We start from the raw sequence: 18,149 nt of genomic DNA, 5'->3' as shown, positions 1-18,149 counted from the left end.
CTACATAGTTTATGAATAATTTGTCTCAATCTCACCGAATTTTATTTCTTAATACCTTAGCTTTTACCGTATGTTTTGCATGTTGGACATTAAATGGCGTTTTGATCACTTTTTTGGCTGATAAAGGAATATTCAATTTTACTGTAGTAGAAATTGGTTGGCTTCTCGGAATTCCTATTCTTTCGGGTTCTGTTTTCAGACTGCCAATAGGAATTTTAACAGATAAGTATGGTGGCAAATATGTTTTTTCGGTTTTACTACTCCTATGTTCTGTGCCGCTTTTTTTACTTCCTTTTGCAAATTCCTTTTGGAGTTTTGCAGTTCTAAGTTTTTTCTTCGGATTAGTTGGAACCAGTTTCGCTGTCGGGATAGGATACACTTCAATTTGGTATCCAAAAGAATGGCAAGGAAGAGCCTTAGGAATCTTCGGAATGGGAAATGCCGGTGCAGCCATTACCACTTTTATTGCACCTACCTTATTAAATAATTTATCTGAAAGTGATCCACTTAACGGTTGGAAAATGCTTCCAGTTATATACGCATCTATACTAGTAATTATCGGAATTCTTTTTATTGTTTTTGCTAAAAACAAAACCAATCATGGTATTTCAAAAACTATGGGAGAACTTATGTCTCCGCTTAAAAAGGTCAGAGTGTGGCGCTTTGGTGCGTATTACTTTTTAGTTTTCGGATTTTTTGTAGCCTACTCGCAGTGGCTTCTTCCAAATTTCATGAATGTCTACAATACTACTCTCGTTATGGGCGGTATGTTTGCGACAATGTTCAGTCTTCCGTCAGGAGTTATTAGGGCTTTCGGAGGTTATCTCTCAGATAAATTTGGAGCGAGAAAAGTGATGTATTGGGTTTTGGGCTCATCAATCGTAATCAGTTTTTTATTGATGTTTCCAAAAATGGAAATCTTCACTGCGGGTCCTGGAGTTATGTCTTTAAGTAATGGGACGGTAACAGAAATTTCGGCAGATAAAATAATCGTTAACGGAAAATCACATCAAATAAACAATAAAAAAGATCTGGAAATAAATAGCGAATCTTCTGTTTTCCCTGTAAAAAAATCTTGGCAGGAAATCATTGTAAAACAAAATCAGGAAGTAAAAAAGAAAGAATTATTAGCAAAAGGAATTACCCAAATCAACTTCAGCGCCAATCTTTGGGTGTACGTTGTTTTGGTAACGCTGATAGGAATTTCTTGGGGTATTGGAAAAGCGGCTGTTTACAAACACATTCCAGAATATTTTCCTAATGAAGTTGGAGTAGTGGGCGGAATGGTTGGTTTGATTGGTGGTTTAGGAGGTTTCTTCGGTCCAATAATCTTTGGCTATCTTCTCAATTATACTGGACTCTGGACAAGCTCATGGATATTCATATTTCTGGTTTCTGTTCTTTGTTTAGTATGGATGCACAGAACAATCATAAATGCGATGCGAAGTAAATCACCCGATTTTACAAGAGAAATAGAAGACAATCATTAAAAATTAAATTGAAATAGAGATGAAAACTTGGTTAGACAAATGGAACCCCGAAGATGAAGCATATTGGAATTCTGACGGAAGTAAAATTGCATGGAGAACTTTAACAATTACAACAATTACATTAGTATTATCATTTGCCTCATGGTTCATGATGAGTGTTATAGCGGTAAAACTGCCTGGATTAGGATTTAATTTTTCTAAAGATCAGCTTTTTTGGTTAACCGCAATACCGGGATTAGCTGCCGGATTATTGCGAATTATTCACACATTTTTGCTTCCTATTTTTGGAACGCGACATATTATTTCTTTGGCGACAGCAATTAAATTAATTCCCGTAATCGGAATTGGTTTTGCAATTATGAATGTAAATACGCCTTTCTGGGTTTTTGCAGTTTTGGCTTTTACAACAGGTTTTGGCGGTGGAGATTTTTCTTCTTATATGCCAAGTACAAGTTTATTTTTTCCTCAGAGATTAAAAGGAACTGCATTAGGAATTCAGGCAGGAATTGGAAATTTTGGTGTTTCAATAGCACAATTCGTTACGCCATTAGTAATAAGCGTCGGAATTTTTGGAGCTTCGACCGTTTTTACAAGTATCGATCCGAAAGAAACGTTAACTGTTTTCCAAAATTCTTCAATTGAAAAACAAAAAGAAGTTTTTGCCGCTTTAGATAGTGAAGTACAAACGAAAATTCTTTCTAATGTAAAGAAAAACATTGTTGATTCTGTAAGTACGGCCGTGAACTCTCAAGACAATGCAGTTGTTTTTGCTTCACTTCCTGTTAAGGCAAAAGCAAAAGCGATTGCAAATGCAAATCCAAAATTAGCAGAGAAAATAATAAACAACATTAGCGCCGAAAATACAGCGGTAAAAAACAAACCAATTTATTTGCAATCTGCAGCATTTTGGTACGCGCCATTTCTAATAATTATGGCATTTATAAGCTGGTTTTATTTAAGAAGTATACCGATGAAGGCTTCTGTAAAAGAGCAATTGGATATTTTCTCAAATAAACATACTTGGTATTGTACAATTACGTACGTAATGACTTTTGGAACTTTTGCAGGTTTATCTGCCGCTTTTCCATTAATGATTAAATTTTTATATGGAGATTTTCCAAATGCGCCAGATCCTTTAGTATATGCTTTTTATGGACCATTAATAGGTTCTGCCAGCCGAATTGCTTTTGGATTTGTTGCAGATAAAGTAGGAGGAGCCGTATTGACAACCATAACAGGTTTAGGAATTTTGGCCGGAGCTATTATTTTAGTGACTCAAGGATTAGTTGCACCAACAAGTATGGATCAGTTTCCTCTTTTTGTAGCAGTAATTTTGGCAATGTTCTTTTTTACCGGAATTGGAAATGCTGGAACCTTCAGACAATATCCAATTATTTTTAAAGAAAATCCTCGTCAGGCAGCAGGAGTTATTGGTTGGACAGCTGCAATTGCGGCATTTGGACCATTTATCTTTTCTAAATTAATAGGAAATAATATTTCGGCTAATGGCACTGTAAATCAATTCTTTATTGGTGTTGCTTTTTTTACTATATTAGCTACAGGTATCAATTGGTGGTTTTACAATCGTAAGAATTGCGAGAAACCAAGTTAAAGAAGTAATCATTAAAATAAAAATTAAGGATGAAAAAGAAAACGTTTAATACCAAAGCTTTACTGGTTGCATCACTAGTTTCTATACTTACAATTATACTAGTATTTTACGGTTCAAGGCAGTTGCAAAATTTTGATGCTGCTCTCGTAACATACCTCTTCGGAACTGTATTTGCATTCTTTGGAATCGTTTATCGATACACAGTTTGGCTTCAAAGACCTCCAACTTGGATGTATTTTAAAAGGAGTCTTAAATTTCTTTTTACCGGAAAAGTGTTTTCACATTTATGGTTTTTAGGAAAAGAATCGGTACAGAATATTTTAGTTCAGAGATTTATTTATCCGAGAAGCAAATGGCGCTGGTTTGCCCATTTTTGTATTGCCATAGGATGTTTATCCGCTTTTGCGATTACAATTCCGCTAACATTTGGATGGATTCATTTTACATTAGCACCCAATTCCATTTCCATTTACGAAGCACATTTCTTCGGATTCAAAATGATGGATTTTCAAATAAATTCATTTTTAGCATTTCTGATTTTTCATGCATTAAATTGGTCTTCATGGCTTGTTATAATTGGTTCAGTTTATTATTTAAGAAGAAGATTAACCAATCCTGGACTTATTGCAACACAAACATTTGAAGGTGATTTATTGCCTCTTATTTTATTAATAGCGATTTCCGTTACTGGATTGTGTTTGACTTATTCGTATCAATTCATGAAAGGTTTCGCGTATGATTTTCTCGCTGTAATTCATTGTGTAACAGTAATTATGTTTTTGCTTTGGATTCCGTTTGGGAAATTCTTCCACATCATTCAGCGTCCCGCGCAAATTGGAGCACATATTTATAAGCAAGAGGGAATTAAAAAAGGAATGGCTGTTTGCCCTCATACAGGCGACGAATTTGCAACGAAGCTTCATATAGAAGATTTAAAAATTGTAACCAAACAATTAGGTTTCGATTTTACTCATGAAGATGGAACTTCTCATCTTGATTTAAGTCCTGAGGGAAAAAGATCGCGCTTAGCACAAGCACATTTAAAAGCCAGATTAGAAGGCGGTAATTTATTTGGATAATTTAAAAAGTTTCAGGTTTAAAGTTTCAAGTTCCAGACTGAACGTAAAACCTGAAGACAAAATTTATAAAGTTTCAAATTTGAGGTTTCAAGTTTCGCACAGAACATGAAACTTGAAACCTAAAACAAAAAATAACAAAAAGGCAATGGCAAAACTACCAGTATCAATAGAGAAAATAATAGATGACTTTGGACCACATTTAAACTACGCGCCAGTAGACGGTTATGCTGGAAGAGATGAACCAGATGAAGTTGTAAAAACGCATTGCTGTTTCTGTGGCATGCAATGTGGCATTCAATTAATGGTGAAAGAAAACAAAGTTGTAGGTTTTGAACCATGGATGGAATTTCCTTTTAATGAAGGTCGTCTATGCCCAAAAGGAGTACAGCGTTATCTTCAAAATAATCATCCTGATCGTCTTTTGCATCCAATACAAAGAGTAGAAGGAAAAGGTTTTGAGAAAGTTTCCTGGGATGATGCAATGGACAAAACGGTTTCTGAAATAAAAAGAATTCAGGAGAAATACGGAAAACACGCATTCTCAATGCTTTCTGGCGTTTCATTAACCAATGAAAAAAGTTATTTAGTTGGAAAGTTTGCTCGCGTTGCCTTAAAAACAAGAAATCTGGATTATAACGGCAGACTTTGCATGGTAAGTGCTGGTGCAGGAAATAAAAAAGCATTTGGTTTAGACCGAGCTTCAAACAATTATTCTGATTTAGAATATGCTGAAGTTATTATCGTAACTGGAGCGAATATCAGTGAAACATTTCCAACTCTTACTCATTGGATTTGGAAAGCCAGAGATCGTGGTGCAAAATTAATTGTTATAGATCCAAGAATGATTCCGCTGGCTAGAACTGCCGATATTCATCTTGACGTAAAACCCGGAACAGATTCGGCTTTATATGGCGCAATGCTGAAATATTTGGTAGATCACGATATGTTAGATCATGATTTTATCGATAATTATACATCTGGATTTCAAGAAACAATTGATGCTGTAAAAGACTATACTTTAGAATGGGCAGAAGAAGTAACTGGAATTGACAAGGAAAAAATAAAAGCTGCTGCCGAATTATGGGGAAAAGCAAAAACTAGCTTTTTATTGCATGCAAGAGGAATTGAGCATCATTCAAAAGGCGTAGATAATGTTGTAGGCTGTATCAATTTGGTTCTAGCAACTGGAAGAATCGGAAAACCGTATTGTGGTTACGGAACAATTACAGGACAAGGAAATGGTCAGGGAGGCAGGGAACATGGACATAAATGTGATCAATTGCCAGGAAACAGAGATATTGAAAATCCAGAACATAGAAAATATATTTCTGAAGTTTGGGGAATTGATGAAAAAGATTTACCAGGAAAAGGACTCACAGCTTACGAAATTATCGAAGCAATTCATAGAGATGAAATAAAAGGCTTAATTTCTATTTGTTTTAATCCGTTGGTTTCGCTTCCAAACAATAATTATGTGCGATCAGCTTTAGAAAAATTAGAGTTTTATGTATGTATTGATTTCTTCTTGAATGAAACTGCAAGACATGCGGATATTGTTTTAGCAGGCTCTTTACAGGAAGAAGAAGAAGGAACAACAACTTCTGCAGAAGGACGTGTTATTCGAATCAGGCAAGCCGTTACGCCACCGGGTGAAGCAAGAACAGATACTTCGATTTTATTAGAAATTGCTGAGCGTTTGGGCGAAAAAGATAAATTTACTTACAATAATAGCGAAGAAATTTTCAATGAATTACGTGTAGCTTCAAAAGGCGGTACAGCAGATTATTTCGGGATCACATATAAAAAAGTAGAAGATAATATGGGCGTTTTCTGGCCTTGTCCAACTGAAGATCATCCGGGAACACCAAGACTTTGGGAAGATAAAAAGTTTAAAACACCTGACGGGAAAGCGCATTTTAATCCCGCGCCATATAAACTTCCGGGTGAAGTTACCGATGATGAATATCCAATAACACTGACAACTGGACGTGTAGTTTCGCAATATTTGAGTGGAACGCAAACCCGAAGAATTGGCAAATTAGTGGATCAGTTTCCGGAGCCAATGGTCGAAATCCATCCAGAAATGGCCACAAAATATAATATTAAACAACGTGAATTAGTTCGAGTAGTAACGCGTAGAGGCGAAGGAATTTTTCCCGCCAATATTGTAGAAACTATTAGAAAAGATACTGTTTTCATTCCGTATCATTGGCCGGGACACAAATCTGCAAATCAGTTAACACCAGGAACATTAGATCCAATTTCTAAAATTCCTGAGTTTAAAGTCTGTGCCTGCCAATTATTTCCGCAAGGGGCAATTGCCCCGCCAGCAAAAGAATCTGAAGCTTATGCAAGTGTTTAATCTATAAAAAGAATAGTATGAATTTAACGAATTTTAATACCAGCGAAGAATTTTTTGTAGATATGCAACGCTGCATTGGCTGTAAAGCTTGCGAGATGGCTTGCGCTGAGTGTGAAACCAATGGGCAGCAAACTTTAATCAGCGTAAATTATGTAGATCGCGCGGCAACTATTCAGACCACAGTTCAAGTTTGTATGCATTGTGAAGATCCAGTTTGTGCCAATGTTTGTCCCGCAGACGCTATTTCACAAGATGAATTTGGCGTAGTTCACACAGCAAGCACAGAAAGATGTATTGGTTGTTCAAATTGCGTAATGGCATGTCCGTTTGGAGTGCCCAAAAAAGTCGAAGAATACGATTTGATGATGAAATGCACCATGTGCTATGACAGAACCAGCGTTGGAAAAAAACCAATGTGTGCAACAGTTTGCCCTAGCGGTGCTTTGTTTTATGGCACCAGAGAACAAATTGAAGAAATGAGACCAAACAGCACACCAATTAATAATTTCATTTTTGGAAAAGAAAAAGTGAAAACCAAAGTCAATATTATGATGCCAAAAGGCAGTACAGAATTACGAATTTATTAAATGACAAATCATGTCTAAAGAAGATAATTTAAATGAAAACTGGAAAAAAGATTTTCCAATAAAAAAACAAGAATCAACCCAGGTCAGTCGACGCGATTTTGCCAAATTCTTAACTTTTGTTTCTGGAGGCTTAATGGTGGGAACTGGATTTGTGACTGCAAAAGCTTTTTTATTGCCAAAGGAAGAAGTGCAAGGCGAGCATTTTATTTGCAATAAAGAAGATGTTCCTGTTGGAGGGACGAGAGGTTTTGTTTTAGAAGGAAGTACAATTCCGTATATTTTAATTCATTTAGAAAGTGGTGAATTTAGAGCTTACGAACAAAAATGTACGCATCTTTCGTGTTCTGTTTTTTATAAACCTGGAACCGGAATTATACATTGCCCATGCCACGAAGGATCGTTTGATGCCATGACGGGAGATGTAATTGCTGGGCCTCCACCGAGAGCTTTACCACAATTGGAGGTAGTTTTTAAAGAAAATGCTGTTTTTGTAAAAGCATTAATTGAGAAAAAAGAAAGCTAATTTAAATTTTGAATTATGAGCACATTTAGAAGAAGCCAAAACAGAGCGAATCCGAATAAATTGAACAACATACTTTCGACACTTATCTTTATTCTGATTTTAAATGTAAGCATTCAAATTTGGCTTTTGTATGCATCATTAAACAATGCATTAGATAATAATAAAGAGATTTTAATTCCTGCTTTTATCGCTTCTGCCATCTTATTTTTAATTGGGTTTGCTTGGCTTTATTATCTTCCAAAGGGAAATTTCAGAAACAAATAAAACGAAATTCTTAATTTCAAAAAGCTATTTTGGTTTTTTATGAATCTATTTGCATTAATTACGCTAAATTTATATTTTTTAAAGAATTAAGGTTTTTTAATGATTTTAACTAAGTAAAAATACTTATATTTGTAATAAGTATTTTTTGCTTTTAAATATACACCAGCATAATGATTAAAGTTGAAGAAGCCATAGCAATTATTGAAGCGAATAGTACTAAAATGCCAACAAAGAATATTTCGGTACGCAAAGCTTTAGGATATGTTTTAGCAGAAAAAGTGATTTCGCCAATCAATATGCCTCCATTTCGCCAATCAGCGATGGATGGATATGCGTTTACACACAGTATTCGCCATCAATATGATGTTGTTGGAATTTCTCAGGCTGGAGATCATTCAAATATAAAACTGAAAGCAACTGAAGCAATTAGAATATTTACAGGAGCTTATGTTCCAGATGATGCTGATACAGTGGTAATGCAGGAACATGTGATGGCAAATAAAAATTCGATTTTAATTGCTACAATGCCAGAGAAATTGTCAAACGTTCGTCCAAAAGGAGAACAGATTGCTAAAGATGAGGTTGTTTTTGAAGCCAATACTTTGATTACACCTGCAGCAATTGGTTTTTTGGCTTGCTTAGGGATTACAGAAATTGAAGTTTATAAGAAACCGAAAGTAGCGATTTTAGTAACAGGAAATGAACTAGTTCAGGCAGGTGAGAAGCTAAAAAAAGGGAAAATATACGAAAGTAATTCAGTTATGTTAGAAGCAGCGCTTCAAACTATCGGAATTGAAAAAACGAAAGTTTACAGAGTAAAAGATAATCTAAAAGCAACAAAAAAAGCGTTGCAAGGGATTTTAAAAAAATATGATATCGTTCTTATTTCTGGTGGAATTTCGGTTGGAGATTATGATTTTGTAAAAGAAGCATTATTGCAAAACGATGTAAAAGAACTTTTTTATAAAATCAATCAAAAGCCAGGAAAGCCTATGTTTTTTGGATCTAAAAATGAAACTTTAGTTTTTGCGCTTCCGGGAAATCCGGCTTCATCTCTGACTAATTTTTATATTTATGTTGCTCCGGCGGTGAAAAACAGAATTGGATTTTCGGAAATTCATAAACCGAAAGTAGTTCGAAAATTAAACTCAGAAATAAAAAACAATACCGGAAAAACATTGTTTTTAAAAGCAAAATACGACGAAACAAGCGTAACAGTTTTGGATGGACAAAGTTCTGCAATGCTAAACACATTTGCAGTTGCAAACAGTTTATTAATTGTTCCGGAAGATATTGAAAATTATAAAAAAGGGCAATTGGTAACATTATTGCCAATTGATTAGATTTTAAGAAAATAGAATAAAGCGCGAAGAAAAAAGATTTTACTTATTAAAGATGAAAAGCAGTATGTAAATAAAAACATATAGCTGAGTCACTTGAAACTTTAAACCTGAAACAAACAAATACCCAATGAACCTCCTAAATTCCGAAAATATACTATTATTCAGTTTCGCCTTAATTGTAATTGCATTTTTATATTCAAGCGTTGGGCATGGCGGAGCTTCGGGATATTTAGCATTGATGAGCATTTTTGCTTTCCCGGTTTCGATTATGAAACCATCAGCTTTGTTATTGAATTTGTTCGTGTCGAGTATTTCGTTTTTATTTTATTATAAAAATAATTATTTCAAGCCCAAGCTCTTTTATCCGTTTGCGATTGCATCGATTCCCGCGGCGTTTATTGGGGGTTTTATAACCTTAGATAATGCGATTTATAAAATTGTTTTAGGAATTGTATTGGTTTTTGCAGCCTTGAGATTGTTTGGAGTATTTAATTTTAAAGAAAAAGAAGAAGTAAAAATAAATCTTCCGTTTGCTTTAGCAATTGGTTTTGCAATCGGATTATTATCTGGAATGTTAGGAATTGGCGGTGGAATTATTTTGAGTCCGATTTTGTTGTTTTTAGGATGGGCGTCGGTAAAAGAATCAGCGGCAATTTCGAGTTTATTCATTTTTGTGAATTCATTTGCTGGAATGTTAGGATTCTTTTTAGGAGGAAAAACAATTCCAATGGAAAGTTTTTATTTAGTTCCAATTGCGGTTGTAGGAGGAATGTTGGGAGGATTCTACGGAAGTGGCTCTTTTTCCAATAAAACATTAAAAATGGTATTAGGAACAGTGATTTTGATGGCAAGCGTTAAATTGATTTTTCCTTGAAATAATAATAAAATAGAATTCATAAGTTCTGTACGCAGAATTTTTTGCCACAGATTTCACAGATTAGAAAGGATTTTTGTTTGCAATAAATTAAACAAATTTAAATGAAGTTTTTTTGGCTTCTACAAATAAAAATTTGCGAAAATTTGTGTAATTCGTGGCAAAAGAATCAAGACAAAGTATTTTAAAATAATCTCTTTAATCTGTGAAATCTGTGGCAGAATAAATAATAAAACCTGAAACAAAAAGAAAATGGAAACACTAACAGTATTTATTCTTTGCGGAGGAAAAAGCACCAGAATGCAGTCAGAAAAAGGATTGGTTTTGTTTCAGGATAAACCATTTATAGAACATATCATTCAGGCTATTTTACCGATAACAGATCAAATTAAACTGATTACGGCATCAAAAGAATATGATTATTTGAAATATGAAAAAATTCCCGATCTAATTATAGATAAAGGTCCGCTGGGCGGAATTTACACGGCATTATCACATTCTGAAACCGAATTCAATCTGATTTTAAGCTGTGATATTCCGTTAATTTCGACCGAATTATTACAGGAATTAATTTCAAAACATACGCAAGAAGCTGGAATTACAGTTTTTGCATCAGAAAGTAAAACACATCCTTTAATAGGGATTTATTCAAAAAGTATTGTCCCAGTTATTAAAGAAGCAATTGATTCGAATGAATTAAAAATGATGGATCTGCTAGCGAAATTACCGCATCAGATTATCAACATAGAAGAAAGCGAGAACTTTCATTTAACCAATATTAATTCGGCTGACGAGTTAAACGACCTGAATATCAATTTAACTTAAAAGACTATGCGAAATTTAAAAACACCAAAATTGACGATTGTAGGCGCAGGTCCAGGCGACGTTGAATTGATTACTATAAAAGCAATTAAAGCTTTAAAAAGTGCCGATGTGGTTTTGTACGATGCTTTAGTAAATGAAGAATTACTAGAATATGCACCTAATGCAGAAATTGTTTTTGTTGGAAAACGTTTAGGCTGTCATGCTTACACACAAGATCAAATTAACGATTTAATTGTTTCGATGGCAAAAACTCACGGACATGTAGTTCGTTTAAAAGGTGGCGATCCGTTTGTTTTTGGAAGAGGAAGCGAAGAAATTGAATTTGCAGAAGATTTCGGAATAGAAACTGCTATTGTTCCTGGAATTTCATCTGCTTTAGGAGTTCCTGCTTCGGTCGGAATCAGTTTGACACAGCGAAAAGTGGCTGAAAGTTTCTGGGTTATCACAGGAACAACTTCATCTCATGAATTATCGAAAGACGTTCATTTGGCTTCAAAATCGGCTGCAACTGTGGTTATTTTAATGGGAATGCATAAATTGAATGAAATTATTTCAATCTATCAGGAAAACAGAAATGATGATCTGCCAATTGCTATTATCCAAAACGGAACGAAAAATTCAGAACAAAAGGTAATCGGAACTATCAATACAATTACTAAATTGGTAGCTGAAAAAAATATATCATCGCCGGCAATTATCGTTATTGGCGAAGTTGTTAGAAACACATCAAGTTGGATTTCATATTTTCAGGAGCACTTTGATGACGAATTTATTTTTCAAAATTTAAATTTATAAAAATGATTGAGGTTAAATATTTTGGAGCTGTCGCTGAAAAAACGAAATGTGAATTCGAAAAATTATCTTTTTCAGAAGAATTGTCATTGCAAAAACTATTGAAGGATCTGAACCAAAAATACGAGTTTGAATCACTGACCTTCAGCGTTGCAGTAAATCAAAAAATAGTTTCAAAAACTTCAGATTACACTTTACAGACCAGCGATATTGTAGCATTATTACCGCCGTTTGCAGGAGGATAAAACATAATTTATGAGTTCATCTACCCGATATAATAGACAAATTATACTTCCAGAAATAGGAGAGGAAGGCCAGCAGAAATTAGCTAAATCAAAGGTTTTAGTAATTGGTGCAGGAGGCTTGGGCGCTGCGATTCTGCCATATCTCGCTGCAGCAGGAGTAGGAGAAATCGGAATTTTAGATCACGATGTTATTGAAATTTCTAATCTTCAAAGACAAGTAATTTACAAAACTGATGCTATCGGAAAATCAAAAGCAAAGGAAGCCAAAGCGACGATTGCTGAATTGAATCCTTTAGTGAAAGTAAAAGCAATTTCTGAAAAATTATCTGGAAGAAATGCCATTTCGTTATTTGAAAAATATGATATTATAGTTGATGCGACTGACAACATCGCAATTAAATATTTAATAAACGATGCCTGTTTCGTGACTAATAAACCAATGGTTTATGGATCTATTTTTAGATTTCAGGGACAAGTTTCGGTTTTCAATTATCAAAATGGACCAACATATAGATGTCTATATCCTGATGAAAACTTGAATGCGATAAATTGTGAAGAAGCAGGAGTTTTAGGGGTTTCAGTTGGAATTATTGGTATGTTTCAGGCCAATGAAGTTTTAAAAATGATTCTGGAAATTGGTGAAGTTTTAAGCGGAAAAATATTGGTTTATAATGTTCTGAATAACGAACAGCAAAAGTATGATTTCGAAAAAAACGATATTGAAACCATAACCAGAGAAGCATTCGAAGAAAAATACAATAAATGTGAAGTTGAAGAAGTGAGTTTTGAATCGGTTTTGAATGAAATGGATAATGCTGAGGTTCTTTTTCTGGATGTTCGAAATACAGATGAATCGCCAAAAATCAGCTTAAAAAATCAAATTCAGATTCCGTTAATGCATTTGGAAAGTAAGTTGGAAAATCTAGATAAAAAACAAACGATTTACATTTTCTGCCAATCTGGAATTAGAAGTAAAATTGCAGTCGAATTGCTTCAAAAGCATCAATTTAAAAACATAAAAAGTATTGCTGGAGGCGCTTTGGCAATGAAACAGTTATTACAAGAAATAAAAATATAGTCATAGATTTTAAAATGTTCGTCTAGCTTGTCATTTCGACGAAGGAGAAATCTTCGCAAGTAGCTCGACAAAGATTGGCGAATTACTGAGAGGAGTTCCTTGCGAAGATTTCTCCTTCGTCGAAATGACAATATTGAGATTAACTTTTTTTAAAATAGATTTTAATTTGTGAAAATTAGTGTAATTCGTGGCTAAAAAAAAAATAAAAAATGAGTAAAAATGTATTTATAGAAGGGCCAATTGCCCCTGAATTTATAGCCGAATCAATCGCCAAACACCAATCAAAACATACGATTGGAGCACATAATATCTTTTTGGGACAAGTCCGTGCCGATATTATTCACGACAACACCGTCGTAGCAATTGATTATTCGGCATATAAAGACATGGCAAATGAAGCGTTGTACGCAATCCGTGAAAAAGCTTTTGCTAAATTTGATTTGACCTGCATGCACATTTACCATAGTTTAGGTGTTGTAAAAGCAGGTGAAATCTGTTTGTTTGTCTTTGTTTCGGCAACGCGACGCAAACAGGTTTATGAAGCTACAGAAGCCATTGTAAACTGGATTAAAACAGATGTGCCAATTTTTGGCAAAGAAATGTTTGAAAACGATACATTCACTTGGAAACAAAATACCTAACAAAATAAAATGGTAGATATTACGCATAAAATAAGCACTTTAAGAGTCGCAACAGCAACCGCAATTGTAAAGGTTAGCAAACAAGAAACAATTGATGCAGTTGTCAATAATTTAGTGCCAAAAGGAAACGTGTTTGAAATGGCAAAAACTGCTGGACTGTTTGCGGTAAAAAACACGCATTTGTCCATTCCAGATTGTCATCCGCTTCCAATTGAATTTACTTCTGTAGAATACAATATTGAAGGTTTAGATATTCATATTATTTTCAAAGTAAAAACCGTTTATAAAACCGGGGTTGAGGTTGAAGCGATGCACGGAGCATCAATTGTAGCGCTTACAATGTATGATATGCTAAAACCAATTGATAAGGAAATCGAAATTTCAACAATCAAATTAATTAATAAAGAAGGCGGAAAATCGTCTTTCAAAAATAAATTTCCAAATGCAATTAGAGCCGCAGTTTTCGTTTGTTCCGATTCGATTTTTGCGGGCGATAAAGAAGATCGTTCTGGAAAAACTATTGTAGAAAAATTAAATTCATACGGAGTCGAGACTTCTCATTATGAAATCATTCCAGACGAATTGGATATTATTCAGGAAAAAACTAAAGCTTTCGCCAAAGAAAATCAGCTGGTGATTTTTACAGGCGGAACAGGATTGTCTCCAAGAGATGTTACACCAGAAGCTTTAGAACCATTATTGGAAAGCAGAATTCCTGGAATCGAAGAAGCCATTCGTAATTACGGTCAGCAAAGAATGCCTTATGCAATGCTTTCAAGAAGTGTTGCAGGAACATTAGGAAAAAGTTTAGTTTTGGCTTTGCCAGGTTCAACAAACGGAGTAAGAGAATCTATGGACGCTGTTTTTCCACATGTAATGCACGTTTTTCATATTTTAAAAGGAAAAAATCATGACAGCCTCTAACACTGATTTAACGGATGGTTTTGGGCGCAAGCATAATTATTTGCGCATTTCGCTGCTGGAAAAATGCAACTTGCGTTGTACGTACTGTATGCCGGCTGAAGGAATTGCGCTTTCTCCAAAAAGCAGTTTAATGACGGCTGATGAGATTTTTGCCATTGCTCAAACTTTCGTAAAAAATGGTGTTGACAAAATCAGGTTAACTGGTGGCGAACCTTTGCTAAGAAAAGATTTTCCAGAAATTGTTTCTAAACTATCTCATTTAGATATTTCACTTTCCATTACCACAAACGGAATTTTAATTGATCGTCATATTGAGGTTTTAAAGCAATTTAATGTCAAAAAAATCAATTTGAGTTTAGATACCTTAGTTTCATCTAAATTCGCTTCGATAACGCTTAGAAATCAGTTTGAGAAAGTAATTGATAATTTGCATTTGCTTCTAAATAATGATTTTCAGGTAAAAGTAAATGTGGTTTTGATGAAAGGTTTTAATGATAATGAAATTGTTGATTTTGTAAAACTAACGCAGTTTCTTCCTATTTCTGTTCGTTTCATCGAGTTTATGCCGTTTGCGGGAAATGAGTGGGACAGAAGCAAAATGGTTTCGCAACAAGAAATTTTATCTTTAGTTGGAGCTCAATTTTCGTCAGAAGAAATTCTGAAATTAGAAGATGAAAAAAACTTCACTTCAAGAAACTATAAAATAAAAGGATTTCAAGGCGATTTCGGAATCATAAGTTCGATTACAAATCCGTTTTGTGATAGTTGTAACCGTATCCGCTTGACGGCAGATGGAAAAATAAAAAACTGCCTTTTCTCTAATTCAGAAACTGACTTATTAACTGCTTTTAGAAATGGAGAATCCATTACTGATTTAATTTCAGAATCGATTCAGAATAAAAAGAAAGTTCGTGCGGGAATGGTTACGATGGATGAAATGGACGATCCTAAAAAACATTTTGACAATCGTAGTATGATTGCGATTGGGGGGTAATGTTAATTGTGAATGGTTAATTGTAAATTGTGAATGAGTTACTTTATAAATAATTAAGCTTCTTGTGATAACACAAAGTTTGTCTGGCTGAGCGGAGTCGAAGCCTAATTCGCATAGTTTGTCATTGCGAGGAACGAAGCAACCGCACTAACAAAAGCAACGTTGCAAATAATCGTGTGATTGCTTCGTTCCTCGCAATGACTTACTGCTGTGAATAAAAAAAGGTTTAACTTTTTCAAAGTCAAACCTTTCTCAGAATATTATTTTTTCTTTTTAGCTTTTGCCTTTTTTTGAGCTTTAGCTTTCTTTTCAAGTTTCTTAGCTTTAGCTTTTGCTTTCTCTTTTTTAGCCTTTTCCTTTTTCTTTTCAGCTGCTTTTAGTTTTGCTTTTTTAGCTTTTTCTAATTTTTTGATAACAGCTTTAATCGCTTTTTCTCTTTTCTTTTCTTTCTCTTTTTTGGCTTTCAGTTTAGCTTTCAGCTTAGATTTTATATCGTTTTTCTCTTTGCCAATTTTTTCAACAGTAACAACAGGCTTGTTTTCCGCAGCATCATTGGTTTTAATTTCTACAATTTCAGAAACTATAGGCTCTTTTTTTGCAGGTGCTGTTGCTGCTTTTTTCACAGTTGCACTAGGAGTTGTTTTAGAAGCTGCTCTTACTGGTGTTTTCGCTGCAGGTTTGACAGTAGCAGTTGGTGCTTTTGTAGCTGTCGTTTTCGTTGTTGAAGTCTTGGCAGCTGATGGTTTTACAGCTGTTCTGGTGGTTCTTCTAACTGTTGTTTTAGTTTCTGGTTGTATTTCTGTAGTACTTTCTACAGCTGTTTCTGCTGGAATATCAGTAGCTTTTTCAGCAGAAGATTGTGTTGTTCTTTTTATCATAACTGTATTTTTTTATTGAATAAATAGATGTTAACCAAGTGGTTTCAAAGCTTTTGAAGGATGCAGCCTTACGATAAATTCTTAGTTAAGCTGAATATACACAATTTTTGAATACAAAATGCGACACTTTTTTAGAACTCATTAATTTTCAACCGTTTCCAAAATTCTAAAATTGCTTTTTGGTGCCTCGCAAAGAGAACAGCAATAATTTCCGGGTAGATTTTCAAATAAAATGCCTTTTGGAACACCTTGGGTTTCATCTCCGTATTCAGAATTATAAAGCGTTAAACATTCCTGGCATTGATAAATGTCTAACTGTGGTTTTTCTTTTTTCTGAGAATTTTCAGTTGTCTCTGAAGTTGAATTTCCGAGTTCATCGAAATATTTTCGGCTTAACTCAATTAAAATTGTCGGAAGTTCTAGTTTATCAATATCTTGTGAATGCACGATATATTCGCGAGTATTTGGGTCGAAATTCTTGGCGAACAATACATTATAAGTATCTCTGATTTTGATCGATTCTAAAGCTACTGGGAGCTCATTTTTTTCGATGACAATCGAAGTGAAATAATGTCCGTCGCGATTGTATTCTGAAATTCCGAAATTCAATCCGTAAGTACTGATGTCGAATTGATCTAAAGTTCTAACTAGAAAAGTCTTTAGATTCAATGCCCATTCCATTGCAACGGGTAAATGCCAATTTAACTCTAACAACGAATGACGAACGTTAATCCCTCGTTTTCCTAAGAATTTTTCCCATTCCAGTTTTCGGTCTTTCGGAATTCCTTTGATTATGAAGGATTTCCAAGGTGTAATACATATTTTTCCAATTTTGCATTCAAAACACAGATCACACATTTCTTTTAGGAAATCCAAATCGTATAAATTATTTCTCCAGTACAATCCCAACCAATATTGATCAATTCCCATTCGGTTCATTCCTTCGTAATACGGAAATGGATAAAATGGGATATTTAATGGTTTGTCAATTGTTCGATTATTAGTATCTAAAGCTTCACTTACCAAAGCGAAAAGTGTTTCAATATCAACTGAATCTTCTTCTGATATTTTTTCGATTTCGTAATAAATTTTAGCCAAATCCCAGCTGTAAAGTAAAACAGGATAAACTTCTATTTTTTCCCATTTTGGAAGACGAATGTATAAATACCAGTAATCTTCATGTTCTGAAGCAATGAAATTCAAATGTCCTGTAAACAAAGGAACCAATTGCTGCTTCGGATCGGTTATGTTGACTTTAAGTTTTGGCTGTTCTTTAAATTCTTCTAAAATATATAAAAAACGGTTTCCAGTAAGCCAGTTGGTATTTCTGAAAATATCAGTCGAAACATAAGAAGAAACAATATTGTTGCCGCTTTTTTGGTCAGGATAAACAAAATGATGTTTTCCTAAAGTGGTTTTGTCCAAAGATTTAAATCCTTTCGGAAAAATAATATCCTGTCTGGAACCAAACGAAATTGAATCCAATCCTTCTTCCGAAGCGATATTTACAACTTCTCTAAGTTCCCCTGGCGAAATAACGCCTCCTTTTACTATTAATCTTGTTAGTTCCATTTTGTTTTTCTTTGTTTCAGGTTTTCTTTGTTTCAGGTTTCAAGTTACTTTACTTTGAACATAAAT

Annotated in this window: 18 protein-coding genes; 16 read left to right on the top strand and 2 right to left on the bottom strand. The window is 34.4% G+C overall.

The window, feature by feature from the left end; translation table 11 throughout:
- The first annotated feature begins 11 nt into the window (after window positions 1–11).
- The 16 genes from PQ463_RS10960 to moaA all read left to right on the top strand — a co-directional run bounded on the left by PQ463_RS10960 (window position 12) and on the right by moaA (window position 15,633).
- On the top strand, window positions 12–1,490 hold the full coding sequence (locus PQ463_RS10960) for an MFS transporter (protein ID WP_274257866.1): 1,479 nt from the start codon (window positions 12–14) through the stop codon (window positions 1,488–1,490).
- A 19-nt stretch (window positions 1,491–1,509) separates the two neighbouring features.
- Complete coding sequence (locus PQ463_RS10955) at window positions 1,510–3,102, top strand: magnesium transporter MgtE N-terminal domain-containing protein (RefSeq protein ID WP_274257865.1); 1,593 nt, start codon at window positions 1,510–1,512, stop codon at window positions 3,100–3,102.
- A gap of 29 nt (window positions 3,103–3,131) precedes the next feature.
- Window positions 3,132–4,181, top strand: a complete 1,050-nt coding sequence (locus PQ463_RS10950) for an MFS transporter (protein WP_274257863.1) — start codon at window positions 3,132–3,134, stop codon at window positions 4,179–4,181.
- Between the two features lie 145 nt (window positions 4,182–4,326).
- Window positions 4,327–6,543 (top strand): molybdopterin oxidoreductase family protein, encoded by a 2,217-nt coding sequence (locus PQ463_RS10945; RefSeq protein ID WP_111285406.1) that lies wholly within the window; start codon window positions 4,327–4,329, stop codon window positions 6,541–6,543.
- 17 nt (window positions 6,544–6,560) lie between these two features.
- Entirely contained in the window at window positions 6,561–7,130 is a 570-nt protein-coding gene (locus PQ463_RS10940; RefSeq protein ID WP_111285404.1) for a 4Fe-4S dicluster domain-containing protein, read from the top strand.
- A gap of 10 nt (window positions 7,131–7,140) precedes the next feature.
- Complete coding sequence (locus tag PQ463_RS10935; RefSeq protein WP_111285402.1) at window positions 7,141–7,653, top strand: QcrA and Rieske domain-containing protein; 513 nt, start codon at window positions 7,141–7,143, stop codon at window positions 7,651–7,653.
- A 15-nt stretch (window positions 7,654–7,668) separates the two neighbouring features.
- The gene (locus tag PQ463_RS10930; protein ID WP_089059585.1) at window positions 7,669–7,917 is read left to right on the top strand and encodes a DUF6755 family protein; all 249 of its coding nucleotides are present in this window, start codon (window positions 7,669–7,671) and stop codon (window positions 7,915–7,917) included.
- A 170-nt stretch (window positions 7,918–8,087) separates the two neighbouring features.
- Window positions 8,088–9,260 (top strand): molybdopterin molybdotransferase MoeA, encoded by a 1,173-nt coding sequence (locus PQ463_RS10925; RefSeq protein ID WP_274257857.1) that lies wholly within the window; start codon window positions 8,088–8,090, stop codon window positions 9,258–9,260.
- A 127-nt stretch (window positions 9,261–9,387) separates the two neighbouring features.
- Entirely contained in the window at window positions 9,388–10,134 is a 747-nt protein-coding gene (locus PQ463_RS10920) for a sulfite exporter TauE/SafE family protein (RefSeq protein ID WP_274257856.1), read from the top strand.
- Window positions 10,135–10,386: 252 nt separating this feature from the next.
- Entirely contained in the window at window positions 10,387–10,959 is a 573-nt protein-coding gene (locus tag PQ463_RS10915; RefSeq protein ID WP_274257854.1) for a molybdenum cofactor guanylyltransferase, read from the top strand.
- Between the two features lie 6 nt (window positions 10,960–10,965).
- Window positions 10,966–11,754, top strand: coding sequence for a uroporphyrinogen-III C-methyltransferase (gene cobA, locus PQ463_RS10910; RefSeq protein ID WP_274257852.1), 789 nt, complete (start codon window positions 10,966–10,968; stop codon window positions 11,752–11,754).
- Between the two features lie 2 nt (window positions 11,755–11,756).
- On the top strand, window positions 11,757–11,996 hold the full coding sequence (locus tag PQ463_RS10905; RefSeq protein ID WP_274257850.1) for a MoaD/ThiS family protein: 240 nt from the start codon (window positions 11,757–11,759) through the stop codon (window positions 11,994–11,996).
- A gap of 10 nt (window positions 11,997–12,006) precedes the next feature.
- Window positions 12,007–13,074 carry a HesA/MoeB/ThiF family protein gene (gene moeB, locus PQ463_RS10900; protein ID WP_274257848.1) on the top strand — a complete coding sequence of 356 codons (1,068 nt, stop codon included), beginning with the start codon at window positions 12,007–12,009 and terminating at the stop codon, window positions 13,072–13,074.
- A 209-nt stretch (window positions 13,075–13,283) separates the two neighbouring features.
- Window positions 13,284–13,715: a molybdenum cofactor biosynthesis protein MoaE gene (locus PQ463_RS10895; protein ID WP_274257847.1), complete on the top strand. Its 432-nt coding sequence runs from the start codon at window positions 13,284–13,286 to the stop codon at window positions 13,713–13,715.
- A 9-nt stretch (window positions 13,716–13,724) separates the two neighbouring features.
- Window positions 13,725–14,639 carry a bifunctional molybdenum cofactor biosynthesis protein MoaC/MoaB gene (moaCB, locus tag PQ463_RS10890; protein WP_274257846.1) on the top strand — a complete coding sequence of 305 codons (915 nt, stop codon included), beginning with the start codon at window positions 13,725–13,727 and terminating at the stop codon, window positions 14,637–14,639.
- On the top strand, window positions 14,626–15,633 hold the full coding sequence (gene moaA, locus PQ463_RS10885; protein ID WP_274257845.1) for a GTP 3',8-cyclase MoaA: 1,008 nt from the start codon (window positions 14,626–14,628) through the stop codon (window positions 15,631–15,633). The genes moaCB and moaA overlap by 14 nt, the downstream gene beginning before the upstream one ends.
- Window positions 15,634–15,893: 260 nt before the next feature.
- Here moaA and PQ463_RS10880 read toward each other — a convergent pair whose 3' ends face one another.
- The gene (locus PQ463_RS10880; RefSeq protein ID WP_274257844.1) at window positions 15,894–16,511 is read right to left on the bottom strand and encodes a hypothetical protein; all 618 of its coding nucleotides are present in this window, start codon (window positions 16,509–16,511) and stop codon (window positions 15,894–15,896) included.
- 141 nt (window positions 16,512–16,652) lie between these two features.
- Window positions 16,653–18,083 carry a rubredoxin gene (locus tag PQ463_RS10875; RefSeq protein ID WP_274257843.1) on the bottom strand — a complete coding sequence of 477 codons (1,431 nt, stop codon included), beginning with the start codon at window positions 18,081–18,083 and terminating at the stop codon, window positions 16,653–16,655.
- Between the last annotated feature and the right edge of the window lie 66 nt (window positions 18,084–18,149).

The sequence above is a fragment of the Flavobacterium sp. KACC 22763 genome, from assembly GCF_028736155.1.
Taxonomy (GTDB): Bacteria; Bacteroidota; Bacteroidia; order Flavobacteriales; family Flavobacteriaceae; genus Flavobacterium.
Note: the sequence above shows the minus strand (reverse complement) of the source record. Positions and strands in the feature narration are given on the sequence as shown.